Raw genomic sequence first — 19,859 nt, 5'->3', positions numbered from 1 at the left:
ATGCATCACTCTGCCGGACACACAGCCAGCCACTTGGTGCCGGATATCCCCGTCGAAATCTCAGGAAAGGCAATTTGCCTCATGTATTTCTTATCCAGTAAAACTTACGATTGACTTTTTTTGCGCGAAATCAAGTTATTCGGCATTTATTTTGCCTGTATGCCTTGCGAAATCAGCGTGATCAAGGTGGGCAACGGTACGACGTATCTCCGCGACTGCCGTTGAGTTTTCTGTCTAATCTTTAGGAATACAAGCAATGAAATCGATGATCTCCGCATTCGTGATCGCTACTGGCGGTGTGTTGAGTCTCGCGCCGGCTGGCGCCAATGCGGCGGACGGTACGATCACCATCAGTGGCACTGTGACAGACACCACTTGCTCGATCAACGGCTCGGCGAGTGGCACGCCCGCCAACCTGTTAGTCACGCTGCCATCGGTTCCGGCCAGTGCGCTTACGACATCAGGTGCCGTGGCTGGTACGTCGAACGCGGCAGATCTGAGATTCGTTTTGACGGGTTGCACTGGCGCGGCTACCAAGGCGATTGCCAACTTCGAAAACGGCCAGACAGTCGACCAGTCAACGGGCCTTCTGGCGAACCAGGGCGGCACCGCGAAAAACGTGGAAGTTCAACTGCTCAACGCGCAAATGCAGCCGATCAATGTGCTGACGGGCAGGAACAACGATATCAGTACGAGCGGGGTGGCTATCACCGGCGGCGCGGCAACGTTGCAGTATTTCGCACAGTATTACGCGCTCGATGCAGCCCAGGCGGGTACGGTCTACACGTCGGTTCAATACACGATGCAATATCAGTAAATTGCAGATAGAGACGCTCCTTACCGGCGTGCATTGATTCAATCAATCCATTGACTGAAATCACGGAAAGAGGCGATTTGTCTCATGTAATTTTGATGTTGGACAACTTAACATCGCATTCTCCTATCTCGGAAGGATAGGTCAGGCGTTTAGAGCAGGAACTATCGTATTCCTGAACTGAATGATTGGCATGCTTGACGCATGGGGCGATCCTTGAGCAATACAAGGATCGCTTTTTGATTTGATCGGCTTTTCTTAGTTTATTGGACTGAACGTTATGAAGTTATCCCTCCCCGCAATCGCGATCGCCGCCGGCACTCTGTTTGGTCTAGTACCCCTTGGCGCCCATGCGGCGGATGGCACGATCTCCATCTCCGGCACCGTGACCGATAGCACGTGTTCGATCAACGGCAGCGCAAGCGGCACCCCGGCCGACAAGGCAGTCACGCTGGCGCCGGTCCCGACCGGTTCGCTTTCGTCGTCAGGCGAAGTGGCCGGTACGTCGAACCCTGCAGATCTGCAACTGAAACTGAGCGGCTGCAGCGGCACGGCCACCAAAGCAGTTGCGCGTTTCGAGAACGGCCCGACGGTCGACCAGACGAATGGCTATCTGTCGAACAGCGGCACCGCGCAAAACGTGGAGGTTCGTCTCCTTAACGCGCAGATGCAACCGATCAACGTCACGACGGGCGCGAACAACGATGTCTCCACGGACGGGGCAACCATCACGGGCGGCGCGGCAACCCTGCAGTATTTCGCGCAGTACTACGCGACAGGCGTTGCGGCTCCCGGTACGGTCACCTCGTCGGTTCAATACTCGATGGAATACCAGTAAGCGAAGGTCCGAAGCGCTCGCCGGGCGGGCGCCTTTTTGCGACCTTCCTCTGGATTATTGAAAGACAGACTGTAATGAAGCTGCTCAAAAATATGCCGATAGTAATCGGCTTTGCCTGTGCGCTATTGGCCGGCAGCACACAGGCCAGCGTGACTATTGGCGGTACGCGTGTGGTGTATCCACTCGAGCAGCGTGAAGTCTCGGTCAAACTGGATAACGACAGCCACAAACCCTCCCTCGTGCAGGTCTGGATCGACGACGGCAATGCCGATGCCAAACCCGGCGAAATCAAAGTGCCGTTCGTGATTACGCCGCCGATTTTCCGCATGGACGCGAAAAAGGCGCAGACGTTACGCGTGATGTACACGGGCGAATCATTACCTCAGGACCGCGAGTCGGTCTATTGGCTCAATGTGCTGGACATCCCACCAAAGGCAAGTGCTGCTTCGGACGCCAATACTTTGAGCCTCGCGTATCGCACCCGCATCAAGGTTTTCGCGCGGCCGGACAAGCTACCCGGCAAACCTGAAGATGCGGCCGCGCAACTGCGATGGAGCATCGCGGCGTCGGCGGATGGCAAAGGGCAGGCGCTCAACGTCTCGAATCCGACGCCTTACCACGTCTCGTTCAGTGAGATCGACGTCGAGAGCAATGGCCACACCTTCAGGAACGAGCAAGGCGGCATGGTTGCACCGCGCACCTCAGCGGTCCTGCCGATCGCGAAGATGAATGGTGTCGCCGCGGGCGCCAAGGTGCACTACATCGCGATCAGCGACTACGGCGGCCCGATCACCGGCGACGCGGCGCTCGGCGACTAGACCGCCACAGCCCGGCCGGGGGGCGGCAGCGTGCCGCCTTTGGCCAACCCTTTCTCCTGCACGGCGCGCGTTGCGCCGGCAACGCATGGATGACGCACGCCTGCGGCGGGACATTCAATTCCGATCACATCATGAAGGACCTACGCTGTCGCAGGTCGGCCGCTCGTGGCACTGAACGCGCGGGTGTGTTCAGTCTCAACCCGGTCGCCGCCGTTGTCACGTTGGCATTCGCGGTGCTGGGCGGCGTTCAGCCGACAGGCGCACAGGCGTCCGAACCCGCTCAAGCGGGCGCAGCCGTGGAGTTCGATACGACATTTCTGCGCGTCGATCCGAATGCGACGGTGGACGTCTCGCGCTTCGCGCGTGGCAACCCGGTATCTGAAGGCATTTATTCCGTCGATGTGTACCTCAACGGCATTCGTGTCGCGCGTCATGACGTGCGGTTTGTCGCCGCGAGCGGAACGACTGCGGCGCGTCCTTGCCTTAGCCGGCAAATGCTGGAGAAGCTTGGCGTCGACTTCGCCAAGGTCGCGGCGAGCAGCGAGGCGAAGGTGAAGGCGGAACCGGCGGCCGACACCGACGTTACCGGCGAATGCGTCGACCTCGCGGCGGCCGTGCCCGACGCGACCGTTGACTTCGATTTCGCGGAACAGAAGATCAGCCTCAGCGTGCCGCAAAAGTTCATGCGAAACACCGCGCGCGGTTACGTGCCGCCCGAGATGTGGCAGAACGGAGTCAACGCAGGTTTCTTGAGCTACAACGCGAACGCGTACCACAGCGCTGGATCGGCTGTTGAATCGACTCAAAGCTATGTCGGTTTGAATGCCGGCGTGAACATCGGCGCGTGGCACTTCCGCCATCAGTCCTCGGTGACCCAGCAAGCCGGTGCCGCCACGCAGTTCGACAACATTGCGACCTACCTTCAGCGCGATATCACCGCGATGAAGTCGCAGTTGACGGTCGGCGACGGCTACACGACCGGCGATGTGTTCGACAGCGTGCCATTTCGCGGCGCGCAGATCGCCACCGACGACCGCATGCTGCCAGAATCCCTGCGCGGCTATGCGCCGGTCGTGCGTGGCACGGCTGAATCGAATGCGCGCGTGACGGTTCGGCAGAACGGGCAGGTGATTGATGAAACCACCGTGTCGCCGGGCCCGTTCGAAATCAGTGACCTGTACGCGACCGGCTATGGCGGCAACCTGGATGTCACCGTCACCGAAGCCAATGGCCGCACGAAAAGCTTTACCGTGCCTTACGCCTCGGTCGCCCAGTCGTTGCGGCCCGGCACCACACGGTTTTCGGTCACTGCCGGTGAACTTCGTAACGCCACGCTCGAAACCAACCCGATTTTCGCGCAGGTCACATTGCAGCGCGGGCTGACCAATCTGATCACGCTCTATGGCGGCGGTGTCGCTGCGGACGGCTATCTGGCCGCCGACCTGGGCACCGCACTGAACACGCAGCTGGGTGCTTTCTCCGTCGACGTGACGGCCGCCGAGACGCAGATTCCGAATCAGGCCACCTCGCGTGGCACGAGCTTGCGCGTTGGTTATAGCAAGTTCATCAATCCGACCAACACCAACATTGCGATCGCGGCGTATCGCTATTCGACGGCCGGGTACATGAACTTGTGGGATGCCGCGTCCGCGCGTGACCTCGCAATGCGCGGCGGCGATCCGAATTCGGTGTATCGCCAGCGCAATCGTTTTCAGGCCACGCTCAATCAGAATTTCAAGGAATACGGCACGGTCTATTTGAACGCTTCCGCACAGCAATACTGGAATCGCAGCGGCAGCGATCTGTTCTATCAGGCCGGCTACACCAATCGTTTCAGGTACGGTACGTACAGCATCAGCGCAGGGCGCACGCGCAGCTCGAACGGATCGATGTCGGACCAGATCATGCTGAGCACCACGTTGCCGCTCGGCCATGATCCGCATTCGCCGCTCATGTCGACGAACCTCAGCAGTTCCGGCGGCAACACCAGTTTGCAGGCCAACGTGAGTGGTTCGTTGGGCGAGCGTAACCAGTACTCCTACAACGCGTATGGGACGTACGGCGGCGGCTCCGGCGCCAGCACGGCGAGCGCGGGCGCGAGCGGTACCTATCGCGCACCGTACGCGCAGTTGGCGGGATCGGCGAGCGGGGGAACCGGATCGCGCCAGGTGTCGGCAGGGGTGAGCGGGTCGATCGTCGCGCATCCGGGCGGCGTCACCTTCTCGCAGACGGTGGGCGACACGTTCGGCGTTATTGAAGCGCCGGGCGCCGCAGGCGCGAGCGTCACCAGTTCACCCGGCGTCAAGCTCAACGGAGGCGGCTTTGCGGTGGTCCCGTATTTGACGCCGTATGGCATGAACACGGTGGATATCGATCCGAAGGGCACCTCGACCGATGTCGAGTTTGAATCGACGTCGGAGCAGGCGGTGCCGCGGCTGGGCTCAGTGGTGATGATCAGGTACAAGACGGTGACCGGACGCGCCGCGCTGATTCGCGCGCCGCAACTCGGCGACAAGGCGTTGCCGTTCGGCGCGGATGTCGTCGATGCAAGTGGACGCACGGTAGGCGTCGTTGCGCAGGACAGCCGGATTTTCGCGCGCGGGATCGAAGACAAAGGCTCGCTGTTCGTGAAATGGGGTGCGACGGCCTCCGAGCAATGCCACATTGACTATGTGCTGCCGGCGCAGACGCGTAACGCGGGGGCGGTCTACATGTCTGTGGAAGGGCACTGCGTGGATGGGACGCCAACCGGGAAAGGCGAACCTTGATTGCCGTAGTACTCAGCAACTGAATTCGAAGGGTGATTGAATCTCAGCGTTCAAATCTTGTCTGCAACTTTGCAGTCGAAAAGCGACAGTCTATGAGGCATTGTTCTGTGCGACCGTTGCGCGGCGCGACCGCCGTTCGCGCATTCGGATCGTCGGGTGCCTCATGTTATTACTCGTTTTCAATTTGTTCGCGGCCAGGGCAGCTCACGCAGTGCTTATCTGTAATGCAAGCGGTGCAAACAACATAATCAGCGCGGGATCGATCTCCGTGCCTGCCAATCCAACGGTTGGTGCGACGATTGCCACGCTTGCGCCAACACAGTTTCAGATGCCCTGCAGATTTGACGATTCAGCACCGGTAGAGACGACTGCTACGCTTTGGCCGAACGGGAGATGTGGAGGCAGGCTCGATCAGAGCGCTGGCCACTTTCACGATGTCCTATCAGTAGGCCTCCTGGGGCAGACCCGCCTGCCGCTTCTCCGCCGCACCTGCCCCTTTTCGATACGCCGGTCCCCATGACGTGTATCATTCGTTCCCTGCGCTGTTCTGCGCTGGCGATTCCCGTATTGTCGAACGCTCGTTCGTGACCTGTTTCCGACGCGGTCGAGTTGTCATTGTGACGCGGGCCGCCGGCCCAACTCCCGCAGCTCGACGCCGCCGCGCAAGGCGTGGCACACCGGCAGCCACAAGCCGCCGGGAACCGCCCGAACCCCTATCCGTGACCGCCAGACCCGATGTCAGTCTCCGAACTCAAACGCCGCCGCACGTTCGCGGTCATTTCCCACCCGGATGCGGGTAAGACCACGCTCACGGAAAAGCTGCTGCTGTTCTCGGGCGCGATTCAGATCGCCGGTACTGTGAAGGGCCGCAAGAGCAACCGCTACGCGACGTCCGACTGGATGGAGATCGAAAAGCAGCGGGGCATTTCGGTGGCGAGCTCGGTGATGCAGTTCGAGTACGGCGACGCCGTTATCAATCTGCTCGACACGCCGGGCCACGAAGACTTCTCTGAAGACACCTACCGCGTGCTGACCGCGGTCGACGCCGCCGTGATGGTGATCGACGGCGCGAACGGCGTCGAAGCGCAAACGCTCAAGCTGCTCGAAGTCTGCCGCAGCCGTAAGACGCCGATCGTCACCTTCATCAACAAGCTCGACCGCGAAGTGCGCGAACCGCTCGAACTGCTCGACGAAATCGAACAGCATCTGGGCGTCGCCGCCGTGCCGTTCACGTGGCCGATCGGCATGGGCAAGGACTTCCAGGGTGTCTACGACATCCAGCGCGATCAGGTGCGCATTTTCCGCGCGGGCCAGGACAAGGCTGGCGGCGAAGTGGAAACGCTGCAAGCGCCGAGCGACGAAGAAGGCGAACGCCGCTTCGGCCATGCCTGGATCAAGGCGAAGGAAGAGATCGATCTGATCACCGGCGCTTCGCCGGATTTCGATCGCGAGCAGTTCCTCGCCGGTCAGCAGTCGCCCGTGCTGTTTGGCTCGGCGATCAACAACTTCGGCGTGAAGGAAATTCTCGACGCGCTGGTCGATCTGGCGCCGCCGCCCTCCATGCGCATGACCGTGCAGCGTCCGGTCATGCCGGACGAGCCCAAGTTCACCGGTGTCGTGTTCAAGGTGCAGGCGAACATGGACCTGGCGCACCGCGACCGTGTGGCATTCATCCGCGTGTGCTCGGGGCATTTCGAACGCGGCATGGCTGTGAAGGTGACGCGCACGAACAAGACGTTCCGTGCGAACAACGTGGTGACGTTCCTGTCGCAGCGTCGTGAGACGGTGAGCGAGGCGTATCCGGGCGACATCATCGGTATTCCGAATCACGGCACGCTGAGTCTCGGCGACACGCTGACCGAAGGCGAGCAGTTGCAGTTCGTCGGCCTGCCGTTCTTCGCGCCGGAGATTTTCCAGACGGTGGAAGTGGTCGACCCGATGCGCGCCAAGCAGCTCGGCGAGGCGCTCAAGCAACTCGGCGAGGAAGGCGCGATTCAGGTGTTCCGCCCGGAAGTGGGCGGCTTGATGATTCTCGGTGCGGTCGGCCAACTGCAGTTTGAAGTGGTGTCGCACCGTTTGTCGACCGAATATAAGGTTGACGTGCGTATGGCGCCGGCGCGCTACCGCATGTCGCGCTGGGTAACCTGCGACGATCCGGCCGAACTGCGCCGCTTCACCGATTCGTACGCGGCGCGCATTGCGCTCGACGCGTCGGATGCGCCGACTTATCTTGCTTCGCACGTGTCCGAGATCGAAGTCGCGCAGAAGGCTTGGCCGAAGATCGTGTTCAACGAATTGCGCGAGCATTCGGGCGCGCCGTTCAAGAAGGCGATGTAAGTCTGTGGCGCCCGTAGTCGGGCGCAACGCACGGCAATGCAACGCAAATGGCCCCGTGAAAACGGGGCCATTTGCGTTAACGGCACTAAGGTTGCTGCTGGTTCATCATTGCGGGTCCAGCTTCAACACCTCTTCCCGCAGCCACCCCGCCAACGCCTGCACATGTTCGAGCCCCACGTGCCGTTGCGGAATATCGAGCCAGTAGCCGAACGGCCCGCTCACTTCGACATCCGAAAACTGCGCGAGTCTGCCGTCCGCCAATTCTTCCACAATCATGTTCCGGTCCACGACCGCCAGGCCCGCGCCTTTGCTCGCCGCGCGAATCGCCTGTTCGAGTGTCGAGAACTCGATGCCGTTGTCCGCGTAACGCGCGGGCCTGCCCGCCTTGGCGAGCCAGTTCGGCCACAGGTCGAGCCGCGCGTCGTTATGCAGCACATGCAACGCCGGCATGCGTTCGAGCAGCGCGTCGAGCGGTTGATCGAGCAGGCGAGGTGTGCCCACGAGCACATGGCGCTCGGTCATCAGCAATTCGGAATGCCCGTCCGGCAGCGCGTGGCGGCCAAAGCGGATCTGACAGTGAAAGTCGCCGTGCGCTTCCGTGCGAACCGACAGTTCGACGTCGGGCAACTCCACCGCGAGCGAACCGAGCCTCGGCGAAAACCATTGCGTGGCGAAAGTGGGCGGCACGGCGAGCACGAGCCGCCGCCCCTTGGCCACCGAAATCTGACGAAAGCCGCGCTCGATCGTGTCGAAGGCTTCGGACAGGCACGGCAGCAATTGCAACCCGGCTTGCGTCAGACGAATGCCCTTGTGGTCGCGCTCGAACAGTTTCGCGCCGAGCGATTCTTCGAGCAGCTTGATTTGCCGGCTCACGGCGCCTTGGGTCACGCACAGTGCAATGGCCGCGCGATTGAAACTCATGTGACGGGCCGTCTCTTCAAAGAAGCGCAACGCGATCAGCGATGGCAAGCGCCGCATAAATCACCTTCTATTGCTTTTAGTCGTCCACAGTCCGGCCGGCGGATATCGGGCGGAACGGCGGATCGAGTTCGTGGTGCGTCGCCAGCCGCGCGTTGTCTCTCAAGCACACGTCCTTGCGAGCGTCTCCTGCGCGCATGATTTGAATCACCATGGGCCAGCGATTATTCAAAATAGGCCGCCATCGTGGCGGCCTGGCGATTGTCGCATTTGCCTCTGTCATTTTGCTTGATCTCGATAAGAAATATCCGCTGCGCGCCCAGGGCTGTCGTCGGCGATGCGCCGCAACCGACGTGTTCGCCGAGAAGCGCCGCGCGAGCGCCCGACTTCGCCTATGCTGACGGAGACGCATGCCCGGCCGCCACGCGGCTCGCTGTCCCCAGTCCTGGAGCGCCCGTGACCGTTCGCAATCTCGACGCCTTGTTTCGACCCAAATCCGTCGCCGTGATCGGTGCCTCCGAGCGGCCCGGCAGCACCGGCGCGATGGTGTGGACGCGCGTGCTGGAAGGAGGCTTCGACGGGCCGCTCTGGCCTGTCAATCCGAAGTATCAGACGCTCGGCGGCCATGCCGTGATCGGCGAGACCGGCGACTTGCCGGAAGCGCCCACAGTCGCGGTGATCTGCACGCCGCCGGCGACGTGGCCGGGCATCATCCGTCAGCTCGGTGGCTTGGGCACGCGCGCGGCGATCATTGTCGGCGAGGTGCGCAGCGATGACGACCGGCTCGCGCTGCGGCATGCGCTCTCGGCAGCGCGGCCCAATCTGCTGCGGATCGTCGGGCCGGGCAGTCTCGGCGTGGTGTCGCCGGCGCTGCGCGCGCATCTGGGCGCGCCGTCGTGCACGGTGAAGGCGGGCGGCGTCGCGTGGGTATCGCAGTCGAACGCGCTGACCAATGCCGTGCTCGGCTGGGCGCGGGCGCGCGGCCTCGGCTTTTCGCACGCCGTGGCGCTCGGCGGCGAGGCGGACGTGGACGCGGGCGACGTGCTCGACTATCTGGCCAGCGACCCCGGCACACGCGCCATCCTGCTCGAACTGGACAGCGTGCGCGCGGCGCGCAAGTTCATGTCGGCCGCTCGCGCGGCGGCGCGCAACAAGCCGGTGCTGGCGCTGCGCTCCGGCCGCGCCGATCCCGCCGACGGACTCTACACCGCTGCGTTCCGCCGTGCGGGCATGGTGCGGGTCGACTCGCTCGACGATCTGCTCGACGAAATCGAGACGCTGGGCGTGGGCCGCGTGGCGGCGGGTGCAACGGCCACACTGATTACGAGCGACAGCGGCCTCGCCACGCTCGCCTGCGATGCCTTCGCGGCGGCCGGCGACACGCTCGCGCCGTGGCCCGACGAAGCGTCCGAGGCATTGAAACAGGCATTGCCGCATGCGATCGGCGGCAATCCACTGCGGCTCGGCGACGACGCGCGCCCCGAGCACTTCGGGACCGCCCTCGAACTGCTGGCGAACCAGCGGAGTACGGGCACGGCTTTCGTCGTGCATGCGTCGACGCACAGCGCACCGGTGGGCGAAGTGGCGCAAGCCTTGATCGCGAATCAGCGCTTCGCGTATCGCGGTTTGCTCGCGTGCTTTTTCGGCGGCGTGGATGCCGCCACGCGCGACGCGCTCCATGCGCAGGGCATTCCCGTTCATACGACACCGCAGCGGCTGGCGCGCGCCTTCGCGCGGCTGGTCGATTATCGGATGGGACGCGAACTGCTGATGCAGACGCCCGAGGGTTTGCCGGCGCAAATCCCCGCCGCAATCGACGCGGCTCAAGCACAGGCACGCGAAGCGCTCGCCGCAGGTGAGCACCAACTCACCGGCGAAGCAGCGGCGCGGTTTCTGGAGCGATTCGGATTGCGGGTGGAGACTGCGCCGCAGGCCGCCGATGGCACGGAAGCCAGCTCTGGATCAGCCGGCAAGCCCGTAGTCGACCTCATCGTCGAACTTCACGACGACGACAACTTCGGCCCCGTATTCCGCTTCACGGCGCCGTCGGTTGATGGCCTGGCCGAGCCGCTGCGGGTTTACGGCTTGCCGCCGCTCAATCCCATGCTCGCACGTGACATCGTCGCGCGCTCGCACTACGCGCGGCTGGTTGCGCCGGAACCGGCATTGGCCGCGCTCACGGGGCTCTCGCAAGCCGTGTGCGACGTCAAGGAACTCGTCGGACTTACGCTGACGCTCAGGGTGTATCGCGATCAGGTGACGGTGGTCGATCCTTCCTTGAGCGTCGCGGCGAAGCGCAGCCGCCTCGCGATCGTGCCGTATCCGCGCCGCTTCGAAGAAACGCTGGACTGGCAGGGTTTGCGGGTGACGGTGCGGCCCATTCGTCCGGAAGACGAGGCCGCGCATCATGACTTCGTCGAAGCGATGACGCCCGAAGATTTGCGCCTGCGATTTTTCGGCGCGGTGAGCAGCTTCGACCACTCGCAACTCGCGCGCATGACGCAGATCGACTACGACCGCGAAATGGCGCTGATCGCCACCGTGCGAAGCGAAGAAGGTTTCTCGCGGACACTGGGCGTGGTGCGCGCGGTCGCCGATCCCGACAACGAAACGGCCGAATTCGCGGTGGCGGTGCGCTCGGACCAGAAAGGCCGGCGTCTCGGCCAATTGCTGATGGACCGGATCATCAAATACGCGCGGGCGCGCGGCACGCATTGGCTGATCGGCGAGGCACTGCGCGAGAATGTGGCGATGATCTCGCTCGCCAAAGCTTGCGGCTTTACGATTACGCGGACGGAGGATCCGGGTGTCGTTGGCTTTCGTATGGCGCTGGATGAACCGGCCGACGCAAGCGCGGAAGGCGGTGCGCCAACGGTGCAGAGTTAAATGGATCACCGTCGCGTCGCCGGTACAGCGGGTCGGCGGCGCGGCGCGGCAACTGCGGCAATCGCAGCGGTGATCGAAGCTGTGATCTAAGCGGCGAGAGGCGCTGGAGGCATCTCGCCGCAGGAAGCGTGAATGAGCTAAACCGCCTCAGGCCGCCAGCTTGGCCGCAGCTTCGTCAACTTGCGTGCGCGTCACCGACAGTTCTTCAAGCCACGCATCGCCATACACCGCGCCGGTCTCACGCTCCAGGCGCGCAATGGTCGCAGCGCAACGGCTCGCATCCTTCGGCGTCGCGATGAACGACTTGACCGACTCACCGGCCTTGAACGCATCGAACAGCGGCACGCGAATATCGTCCGGCAGCGGACGCGCCGTCCACTGGTACGGCTTGCCGTTGAACGTGAATTGCGGCGGCAGCACGCGTTCTTTCTTCGCGGCCGGAATCAGGCCATATGTGCGCGCGGCCTCGCCGATCTGCTCCGGCGAAAACAGCTCGTCCGGGCTGATGTCGAATTGCTGAATAAAGGTCTCGATGCTTTGCATCGCCGCCGCGCGATCGTCGCGCCGCTTTTGCGCGTGAGCGACGATGTCGCGCAGTTCGTCGGCTTCTTCAGGCGTGATCGTGAAGCTCGACTGCTTCTGCTGGAGTTCGGAAAAACGCTGGAATTCGGAATCGGTCAGAAGTTTCGCCATTGCTTATCGATGGGCGCGCATGAGCGAACCCATGCGGCGTGATTTTTGAGAGGGTCGCCATTCTAAACCATGTGCGGGAGCGGTCCGGTTTCGAGCCCGGGTGCTTGGCCTATTGATAGCTCAATGTAAAGGTCATCAGCCCCTTTACCGTGCCAGGTGAAACCTTGCCGGTTGAAACGTATTGTGCCGTGAGCGGGATGCCGGTTGTGGTCGCTGACGGGCCGACCAGCCATTGATTTGTCGTACCCGGTGCAGCCGAGTCCGGTCCGAAACTGACCGGCGATCCGTTACTGTCCAGCACACGGAGATTGACGCCCGAGGCGGTCGAATCGCCGGTGAGTGTCAAACTGCTCGTTGTGTTGCCCGGATCGGTAGCGTCGGTCAGCGTAACGAAAACGTTGGCGCCAGGCTGGCAGGACAGACCAATGCTGAAATTCGTATTGCCGGCCGTTGCACCCCGCGCGGGAAATGCATTCGCAGCGACCGGCGGTAGCGAGACGCTGAGAGACGGCGTCGTCACGTCGCAGGTACTCGCGGCGATTGTCGCTGTACCGATCGACAAAGTGTTGAGAGGCGCGGAGTCGACATTGTGACTAATGTCGTGACTTTTCAGCAACGCCAACACGAGGTTGAGGATTTGTCCGTTGCTTGCTTCAGCCGAGGTTTTCACGAGTTGAAATGTGAAAACATAGTTGGCGTTATACGTTACCCCGGACCCGACGGCCGGCGCAAAATCCCCCTCCCGTGTACGCGACAGAATTGCGTTGTTATAAGTGACGTCGGTGACCCGGACTCCGATGCCCGTCAAGCTCGTATCCCACACATCGCGCACGGATGCGTTTACACCTGCGTAGGCGGCGTACTGGAGAAAATAGCCGTGTCCGCCATCATAGTCATTGCGCGGACAGCTTACCAACAACGTGATGGACACGGGCGGACCAATCGATGAACCAATTGGCGCATCGTGCGGCACCGTTATCGTGCCAAAGTCGACGGATCCGTTCCCGGTGACCGTGCACTGTGGAAATGCATCAGCAGGCATGCTAACTGTCAGTGCGCCGAGCGCGGCGGCGCCCAGAGTGGCAACAGCGAGACATCGACGACGTGCAATTCGGGGAGGGTACTCGTGCATGGCAGAGTTTCGTATGCGAGTGAATTCGCAACTGCCTGAGGGAATTCGGGCGGCCTCGCATAGTACTTGTTTAGCCCGGTGAATACACGCGACGGTTCGTCACGCTACGCGGCATTCTCACGAAACATTGACAACGCCTCTACTGTCTCGCGCAGCAGCGCGGTGGCGGCTTCCAGCGTCGGCGCGACGTATTCGTCGATACGCCGCAGGTACGGACAGGTGAGGGCCGCGATCGCCTGGCCGGACGGCCCCTGGATCGGAAACGTGACGTCGGTCACGCCGAACGTCTGCTGGCTGTCCTTCTGCGAGAAGCCCGCCGCGCGAATCCGCGCGCAAGCCTGTTCGAGCGCGTCACGGTCGATCGTCACCTCGCCCTTCACCTTGGTATGTTCGGCCAGCATCTGTTCGCGCTGCTCGATGCTTTGAAACGCGAGCATCACGCGGCCCGACCCCGTATCGATCAGACCGACGCGCGAACCGAGTCGCACCGACATACCCCACGTGCCGGGACCATCCACCTGCGCGATCACCAGCAGATTGCCGCGGTCGTACACCACGAGGTGACACGATTGTTCGGCAGCATCGGCAAAGCGCTGCATGAGCGGCAGCGCTTCGGAGATCAGACGGTTCATCGGCGGATGACGATGGGCGAGCGCGTACAGCTTGAGACTGAGCGAATAGCGGTCGCCCGCCGCCGAGCGCACCACGTATTGGCGCGCGACCAGCCGTTCGAGCATGCGATACATCTCGCTCGCGTTGCGTCCCAGCAGTTTGGTGATTTCGGCGCGCGTCAGGCCTTCCTTCTGCTCGGCGAGCAGTTCGAGGATGTCGAGGCCTTTGTCGAGCGCCGGGGCACGATAACGGTCGGCGTCGTCTTTGTCTTCTGCGTCCATCGTGAGCGAGGTTCCGTGTGCAGTTCTCATTATCTGGCGCGTGAGTGTAAGTGCGTGACGAATCTCGTGCGAGCTGGCACCGGTCCAGGGAAAACACGGACGCTTGGTGCAGTGCACATTGCTTGACTTCGAAAAGTCCGTATATGAATAATACGTTCATTGGTGAATGAACGCACGCCAATACTCGACAAGAAAAACACTGGGCCATCCCAAATTCTTTCGCGCACCCTCGGGGGCCTCGCGCGAATCGGCAGGTTTGGGGGCCCTCAATAAGAAAGCGCAGGACGAAGTGCTGGCATTCCGTGTCGGTTCACGCAGTTCAACAACGCAAATCAGGAGACAACCATGTCGTTCGCGAAAGGGCCGCACGCGGCTCGCAGTTTGTTCCGCAGTTCGCTATCCGCCGCGGCGGCCGCCGTCTGTCTCGCCGGCCTTGGCGTGACCGGCGCCGCGCAGGCCGCCGACGCAGGCAAGATCGGCCTCGGCCTGCCGCTGCTCACGTCGCCATTCTGGCAGTCGTACAACAACTATCTGCCCAAGTACGCGAAGGACATAGGCCTCGACATTCTTGCGCCCGTCAATTCGAACGGTGATCCCGCGCAGCAGATCACGGACATGAACAACCTGCTGAACCTCGGTGCGAAGGGCATCGTGGTCGGCCCGCTGGATTCGGCGGCGATCAGCCGCGCGCTCGACGCCGCCGCGGCTAAGAACGTGCCCGTGGTCGCCGTGGACGTCGCGCCCACACAAGGCAAGGTTGCGATGGTGGTCCGCGCCGACAATCGCGCGTATGGCGAAAAGGCCTGCAAGTACATTGGCGATCACGTGAAGTCGGGCAAGGTCGTGCAGATCATGGGCGACCTCGCCTCGGTCAACGGACGCGACCGGTCCGAAGCGTTCCGCTCTTGCATGAAAGGCTATCCTGGCGTGTCGGTGCTGGAGATTCCCGCGGCCTGGAAAGGCGACGTCGCGGCGACCGCGCTCGACAGCCTGCTGACCGCGAATCCCGACGTGAAAGGCATCTACATGCAGGCAGGCGGCGTCTATCTGTCGCCGACGCTGCAAACCCTGCGCCGCAAGCAAATGCTCTTTCCTGTCGGCGACGCGAAGCATGTCGTGATCGTCAGCAACGACGGCATTCCTCAGGAGTTCGATGCGATCCGCCGCGGCGATATCGACGCAACCGTGTCGCAGCCCGCCGATTCGTACGCGAAGTACGGGCTGTTCTATATCAAGGCGGCGCTGGCAGGGCAGACCTTCAAGCCGGGCCCGACCGATCACGGCAGCAACATCATCCAGCTGGCGCCGGGCATTCTGGAAGACCAACTGCCCGCACCGCTCGTGACGAAGTCGAATGTCGACGACAAAGCCTTGTGGGGCAATACCGTCAAATGAGCGATTCCACGCCCTCCGTGCCCGTCGTCGAAGCGTTCGAAGTCACCAAACGCTTCGGTTCGACGGCCGCGCTGAAAGACGTGAGCATCCGCGTGATGCCCGGCGAGTCGCATGCGCTCGTCGGGCGCAACGGCGCGGGTAAATCGACGCTGGTGTCGATCCTCACCGGCCTGCGCAAGCCCGACACCGGCGAGGTGCGTTTCAGCGGCGCGGCCGCGCCGTCGATCGCGGATCGCGACGCGTGGCGCGAGCGCGTGGCGTGTGTCTATCAGCATTCGACGATCATCCGCGACCTGAGCGTCGCGGAGAATCTGTTTATCAACCGGCAGCCGCTGCGCGGCGGCGTGATCGATTGGCAAGCCATGCGGCGCGACGCGCGCGAGCTGCTCGATCACTGGAAGATCGACGTGCGCGAAGACGCCCGCGCCGGCGATCTGACGGTGGAGGCACGGCAGCTCGTGGAAATCGCGCGTGCGCTGTCGTACGGCGCGCGCTTCATCATTCTCGACGAACCGACCGCGCAGCTCGACGGCGACGAAATCAAGCGCCTGTTCCGGCGCATCAGCGAGTTGCAGCGCGAAGGCGTGACCTTCCTGTTCATCTCGCACCATCTTCAGGAAGTCTATGAAATCTGCCAGGCCGTGACGGTGCTGCGCGACGCGCGGCATATCGTCAGCGCACCGGTTTCAGCGCTGCCGCGCGAACAGTTGATCGAAGCGATGACCGGCGAACGCGGCGGTCTGGCCGTCGCCGACGCGGCGGCGCGCGACGCATTGCCCGCCGACACGGCGATCGCGCTGCACGTCGACGGCCTCGCGGGCGCCGATTACGAAGGCGTGTCGTTCACCGTCAGGCGCGGCGAAGTGGTCGGCCTGACCGGCGCGACGAGCAGCGGCCGTACGAGCGTGGCCGAAGCGATTGCCGGCCTGCGTGCCGCCAAACGCGGCGCGATCCGGGTGGATGGCAAGACCTTGCCGCCCGGCGACGTGCCCGCGGCGCTCGCGCACGGCATTGGCTGTGTGCCGAAGGATCGTCATCACGAAGGCCTCGTGCTCACGCAATCGGTCGCGGAAAACGCCTCGATGACGATCGCGCGTTTGCTCGGCAAGTTCGGCATCGCCCCGCCGGCGAAGAAGAACGCGTTTGGCCAGAAGATGATCGACGCGCTCGGCATCGTTGCGCAAGGTCCGGAGCATGTGGTGTCCGGCCTGTCGGGCGGCAATCAGCAGAAGGTGGTGATGGCGCGTGCGCTCGCCACCAATCCCAATGTGCTGGTGCTGATCGATCCCACGGCAGGCGTCGACGTGAAATCGAAAGAAGCACTGCTCTCCGTCGTGGATCGCGTGCGCGAAGAGGGCAAGGCCGTGCTGGTCGTGTCCGGCGAACTCGACGATCTGCGCACCTGTGACCGCGTGCTGGTCATGTTCCGTGGCCGTGTCGCGGCCGAATTTCCGGCGGGTTGGCAGGACCACGACCTGATCGCATCCGTTGAAGGAGTCAGTCTCCATGAAGAATAGTGTGCCCAGTCCCGCCTTCGGCACCGCGCAAGCTCAGGCTCAGCCGCTGGCGCAGTCCACTCGCGGCAAACGCGCGCGCTCCGAACTCGCGCGCCTGCGCGAGTTGGCATTGCTGCCCGCGCTCGCATTGCTGATCGTGATCGGCGCATTTGTCAGCCCCAGCTTTTTGACCAAAGCGAATCTCATCAGCGTACTGGGCGCCTCCGCGGCGTTGGCGCTGGTCGTGCTCGCCGAATCGCTGATCGTGCTGACCGGCAAGTTCGATTTGTCGCTCGAATCGACGGTTGGCATTGCGCCCGCCGTGGGCGCGATGCTGGTGATGCCGGCGGCGTCCGCGGGCTTCGGCCTGCAATGGCCTGCGGCAGCCGGCTTGCTGGCCATCGTGGCGGTCGGCGCGGTGATCGGTTTCATCAACGGCTTTCTGGTTGTGCGTTTGCGGCTGAACGCGTTCATCGTCACGCTGGCCATGCTCATCGTGCTGCGCGGCATGCTGGTCGGTGCGACCAAGGGCGGCACGCTGTTCGATATGCCGCCGTCGTTCTTCACGCTTGCGACCACCATCGTGTTCGGTTTGCCGCTGTCCGTGTGGCTCGCGGCGGTGGCGTTCGCGATCGCGGCCTTCGTGTTGCGCTATCACCGGCTGGGTCGCGCGTTGTATGCGATCGGCGGCAATCCCGAGGCGGCGCGCGCCGCGGGGATTCGCGTTGAGCGCATTACGTGGGGCGTGTTCGTGCTCGGCAGCGTGCTCGCGTCGCTGGGCGGTTTGATCGTGACCGGCTATGTCGGCGCGATCAACGCGAACCAGGGCAACGGCATGATCTTCACGGTGTTCGCGGCAGCGGTGATCGGCGGCATTTCGCTCGACGGCGGCAAGGGCACCATGTTCGGTGCGCTCACCGGCGTGCTGCTGCTCGGCGTCGTGCAGAACCTGCTGACGCTTGCCCAGGTGCCGTCTTTCTGGATCCAGGCGATCTACGGCGCGATCATCCTGGGCTCGCTGATGGTGGCGCGCCTCGCAAGCGGCGAAGGCCAGAACTAATGCACACGCATTCCGGAGACCTCACTTGACCAGCCGCCCCATGCAAACGGACCCACGCCTGATCCTGCTCAGCCCCGCCGACAACTGCCTGATCGCGGCGGCGCGGCTGGACGGCGGCACGCAGGTCGAGATTGAAGGCGAGCGCGTGACGCTCACCAAAACCATCGAACTCGGTCACAAGGTGGCGCGCCATGAACTCGCGAAAGACGACAAGGTGCTGCGCTACGGCGCAGTGATCGGTCACGTGACGGAAGCAGTGGCGCGCGGTGCGCATCTGCATACGCACAATCTCGAGAGCGACTACCTGCCCACCTATACGCACGACGCGGGCCACGAGTTCGTCCATCACTGATGTGAGCACAATGTCGTGGCTTTTACGCCGCGCTGGAATGATCATGACTGACACTTCCGTAGCATCTCCATCCGCCGCATCGCAGCAGCCCACGCTGCAAGGTTACCTGCGCCGCGACGGCCGCAAGGGCATCCGCAATGTGGTCGCGGTGGCTTACCTGGTCGAATGCGCGCATCACGTCGCGCGCGAGATCGTCACGCAGTTTCGTGAGCCGCTCGATGCGTTCGACGATCCTTCCGCAGAACGCGAACCGCCCGTTCATCTGATCGGCTTTCCCGGCTGCTATCCGAACAGCTATGCCGAAAAAATGCTCGAGCGGCTCACCACGCATCCCAACGTGGGCGCGGTGTTGTTCGTCTCGCTCGGCTGCGAGAGCATGAACAAGCACTATCTGGTGGACGTGGTGCGCGCAAGCGGCCGGCCGGTCGAAGTGCTGACCATCCAGGAAAAGGGCGGCACGCGCAGCACGATTCAATACGGCGTCGACTGGATTCGCAGTGTGCGCGGGCAACTCGCCGCGCAAGAGAAAGTACCGATGGCGCTGAGCGAACTGGTGATCGGCACGATTTGCGGCGGTTCGGACGGCACCAGCGGCATCACCGCGAATCCGGCCGTGGGCCGCGCGTTCGACCATCTGATCGACGCGGGCGCGACGTGCATTTTCGAAGAAACCGGCGAGCTGGTGGGTTGCGAGTTCCATATGAAAACGCGCGCGTCACGGCCCGAACTTGGTGAAGAGATCGTTGCCTGTGTCGCGAAGGCAGCGCGCTATTACTCGATTCTCGGCCACGGCAGTTTTGCGGTCGGCAACGCGGACGGCGGCCTCACCACGCAGGAAGAAAAGTCGCTGGGCGCCTATGCCAAGAGCGGGGCGTCGCCGATTGTCGGCATCGTCAAACCCGGCGACATTCCGCCAACCGGCGGCCTGTATCTGCTCGACGTGGTGCCCGACGGCGAACCGCGCTTCGGCTTTCCGAACATCAGCGACAACGCCGAGATCGGCGAGCTGATCGCCTGTGGCGCGCATGTGATTCTGTTCACGACCGGGCGCGGCTCGGTGGTCGGCTCGGCGATCTCGCCGGTCATCAAGGTGTGCGCGAATCCGGCGACGTATCGCAACCTCGCCGGCGACATGGATGTCGACGCGGGTCGTATTCTCGAAGGCCGCGGCACACTCGACGAAGTCGGCCGCGAAGTGTTCGAGCAAACCGTGGCGGTGTCGGGTGGCGCGGCCTCGAAGTCGGAAACGCTCGGCCATCAGGAATTCATCCTGACCTACAAGACGTTCGATCCGGTCGGCCCGGCTTGCTTGCCCTCGAGCGCCGCGTCGCAGCACCGGGTCGTCGCGATCGAGCCGCACTGAGCGGTTTGTCCGCAGGCCTTCCGGCAAGCAGGTCGTACACGCTGCGGGCACATGCTGCGCGTGCATGGTAAAACACGAATGGGACCGGAGTTAGCG

General features: G+C 62.9%; 15 protein-coding genes. 11 read left to right on the top strand and 4 right to left on the bottom strand.

Features of this window, described 5'->3' with window-relative positions; all coding sequences use genetic code 11:
- Positions 1-256: 256 nt before the first annotated feature.
- The 5 genes from BLW71_RS29070 to BLW71_RS29050 all read left to right on the top strand — a co-directional run bounded on the left by BLW71_RS29070 (position 257) and on the right by BLW71_RS29050 (position 7,575).
- A complete protein-coding gene (locus tag BLW71_RS29070; RefSeq protein WP_091805167.1) occupies positions 257-817 on the top strand; it encodes a fimbrial protein in 561 nt (186 codons plus the stop codon).
- Positions 818-1,094: 277 nt separating this feature from the next.
- Positions 1,095-1,652: a fimbrial protein gene (locus tag BLW71_RS29065; RefSeq protein ID WP_091805162.1), complete on the top strand. Its 558-nt coding sequence runs from the start codon at positions 1,095-1,097 to the stop codon at positions 1,650-1,652.
- A 74-nt stretch (positions 1,653-1,726) separates the two neighbouring features.
- Complete coding sequence (locus BLW71_RS29060) at positions 1,727-2,470, top strand: fimbria/pilus periplasmic chaperone (RefSeq protein WP_091805159.1); 744 nt, start codon at positions 1,727-1,729, stop codon at positions 2,468-2,470.
- A 185-nt stretch (positions 2,471-2,655) separates the two neighbouring features.
- Complete coding sequence (locus BLW71_RS29055; protein WP_353615899.1) at positions 2,656-5,238, top strand: fimbria/pilus outer membrane usher protein; 2,583 nt, start codon at positions 2,656-2,658, stop codon at positions 5,236-5,238.
- A 735-nt stretch (positions 5,239-5,973) separates the two neighbouring features.
- Positions 5,974-7,575, top strand: coding sequence for a peptide chain release factor 3 (locus BLW71_RS29050; protein ID WP_091805156.1), 1,602 nt, complete (start codon positions 5,974-5,976; stop codon positions 7,573-7,575).
- A 105-nt stretch (positions 7,576-7,680) separates the two neighbouring features.
- Here the strand turns inward: BLW71_RS29050 and BLW71_RS29045 are convergent, their stop codons facing one another.
- On the bottom strand, positions 7,681-8,553 hold the full coding sequence (locus BLW71_RS29045; protein WP_091805152.1) for a LysR substrate-binding domain-containing protein: 873 nt from the start codon (positions 8,551-8,553) through the stop codon (positions 7,681-7,683).
- A 396-nt stretch (positions 8,554-8,949) separates the two neighbouring features.
- Here BLW71_RS29045 and BLW71_RS29035 point away from each other — a divergent pair, with 396 nt between their 5' ends.
- A complete protein-coding gene (locus BLW71_RS29035) occupies positions 8,950-11,379 on the top strand; it encodes a bifunctional acetate--CoA ligase family protein/GNAT family N-acetyltransferase (RefSeq protein WP_091805146.1) in 2,430 nt (809 codons plus the stop codon).
- 147 nt (positions 11,380-11,526) lie between these two features.
- Here BLW71_RS29035 and BLW71_RS29030 read toward each other — a convergent pair whose 3' ends face one another.
- The 3 genes from BLW71_RS29030 to BLW71_RS29020 form a co-directional block, all read right to left on the bottom strand.
- Entirely contained in the window at positions 11,527-12,072 is a 546-nt protein-coding gene (locus BLW71_RS29030) for a hypothetical protein (protein ID WP_091805141.1), read from the bottom strand.
- Positions 12,073-12,181: 109 nt separating this feature from the next.
- Positions 12,182-13,204: a fimbrial protein gene (locus BLW71_RS29025; protein WP_091805136.1), complete on the bottom strand. Its 1,023-nt coding sequence runs from the start codon at positions 13,202-13,204 to the stop codon at positions 12,182-12,184.
- 104 nt (positions 13,205-13,308) lie between these two features.
- On the bottom strand, positions 13,309-14,097 hold the full coding sequence (locus tag BLW71_RS29020; protein WP_091805133.1) for an IclR family transcriptional regulator: 789 nt from the start codon (positions 14,095-14,097) through the stop codon (positions 13,309-13,311).
- Between the two features lie 345 nt (positions 14,098-14,442).
- On the opposite strand from BLW71_RS29020, the gene BLW71_RS29015 reads away from it, so the two are divergent.
- From BLW71_RS29015 to BLW71_RS28995, 5 genes are read left to right on the top strand one after another with little or no spacing between them, the layout of a single operon-like run.
- Positions 14,443-15,492: a sugar ABC transporter substrate-binding protein gene (locus BLW71_RS29015; RefSeq protein ID WP_091805130.1), complete on the top strand. Its 1,050-nt coding sequence runs from the start codon at positions 14,443-14,445 to the stop codon at positions 15,490-15,492.
- Positions 15,489-17,009: a sugar ABC transporter ATP-binding protein gene (locus BLW71_RS29010; protein WP_091805127.1), complete on the top strand. Its 1,521-nt coding sequence runs from the start codon at positions 15,489-15,491 to the stop codon at positions 17,007-17,009. Before BLW71_RS29015 ends, BLW71_RS29010 begins: the two co-directional genes overlap by 4 nt.
- Entirely contained in the window at positions 16,999-18,048 is a 1,050-nt protein-coding gene (locus BLW71_RS29005; protein ID WP_091805124.1) for an ABC transporter permease, read from the top strand. The genes BLW71_RS29010 and BLW71_RS29005 overlap by 11 nt, the downstream gene beginning before the upstream one ends.
- 25 nt (positions 18,049-18,073) lie before the next feature.
- The gene (locus BLW71_RS29000; protein ID WP_177205137.1) at positions 18,074-18,400 is read left to right on the top strand and encodes a UxaA family hydrolase; all 327 of its coding nucleotides are present in this window, start codon (positions 18,074-18,076) and stop codon (positions 18,398-18,400) included.
- 43 nt (positions 18,401-18,443) lie between these two features.
- Positions 18,444-19,763 (top strand): UxaA family hydrolase, encoded by a 1,320-nt coding sequence (locus tag BLW71_RS28995; protein WP_091805118.1) that lies wholly within the window; start codon positions 18,444-18,446, stop codon positions 19,761-19,763.
- Positions 19,764-19,859 lie beyond the last annotated feature (96 nt).

It is taken from the genome of Burkholderia sp. WP9 (assembly GCF_900104795.1).
In the GTDB taxonomy this organism is placed as follows: Bacteria; Pseudomonadota; Gammaproteobacteria; order Burkholderiales; family Burkholderiaceae; genus Paraburkholderia.
Note: the sequence above shows the minus strand (reverse complement) of the source record. Positions and strands in the feature narration are given on the sequence as shown.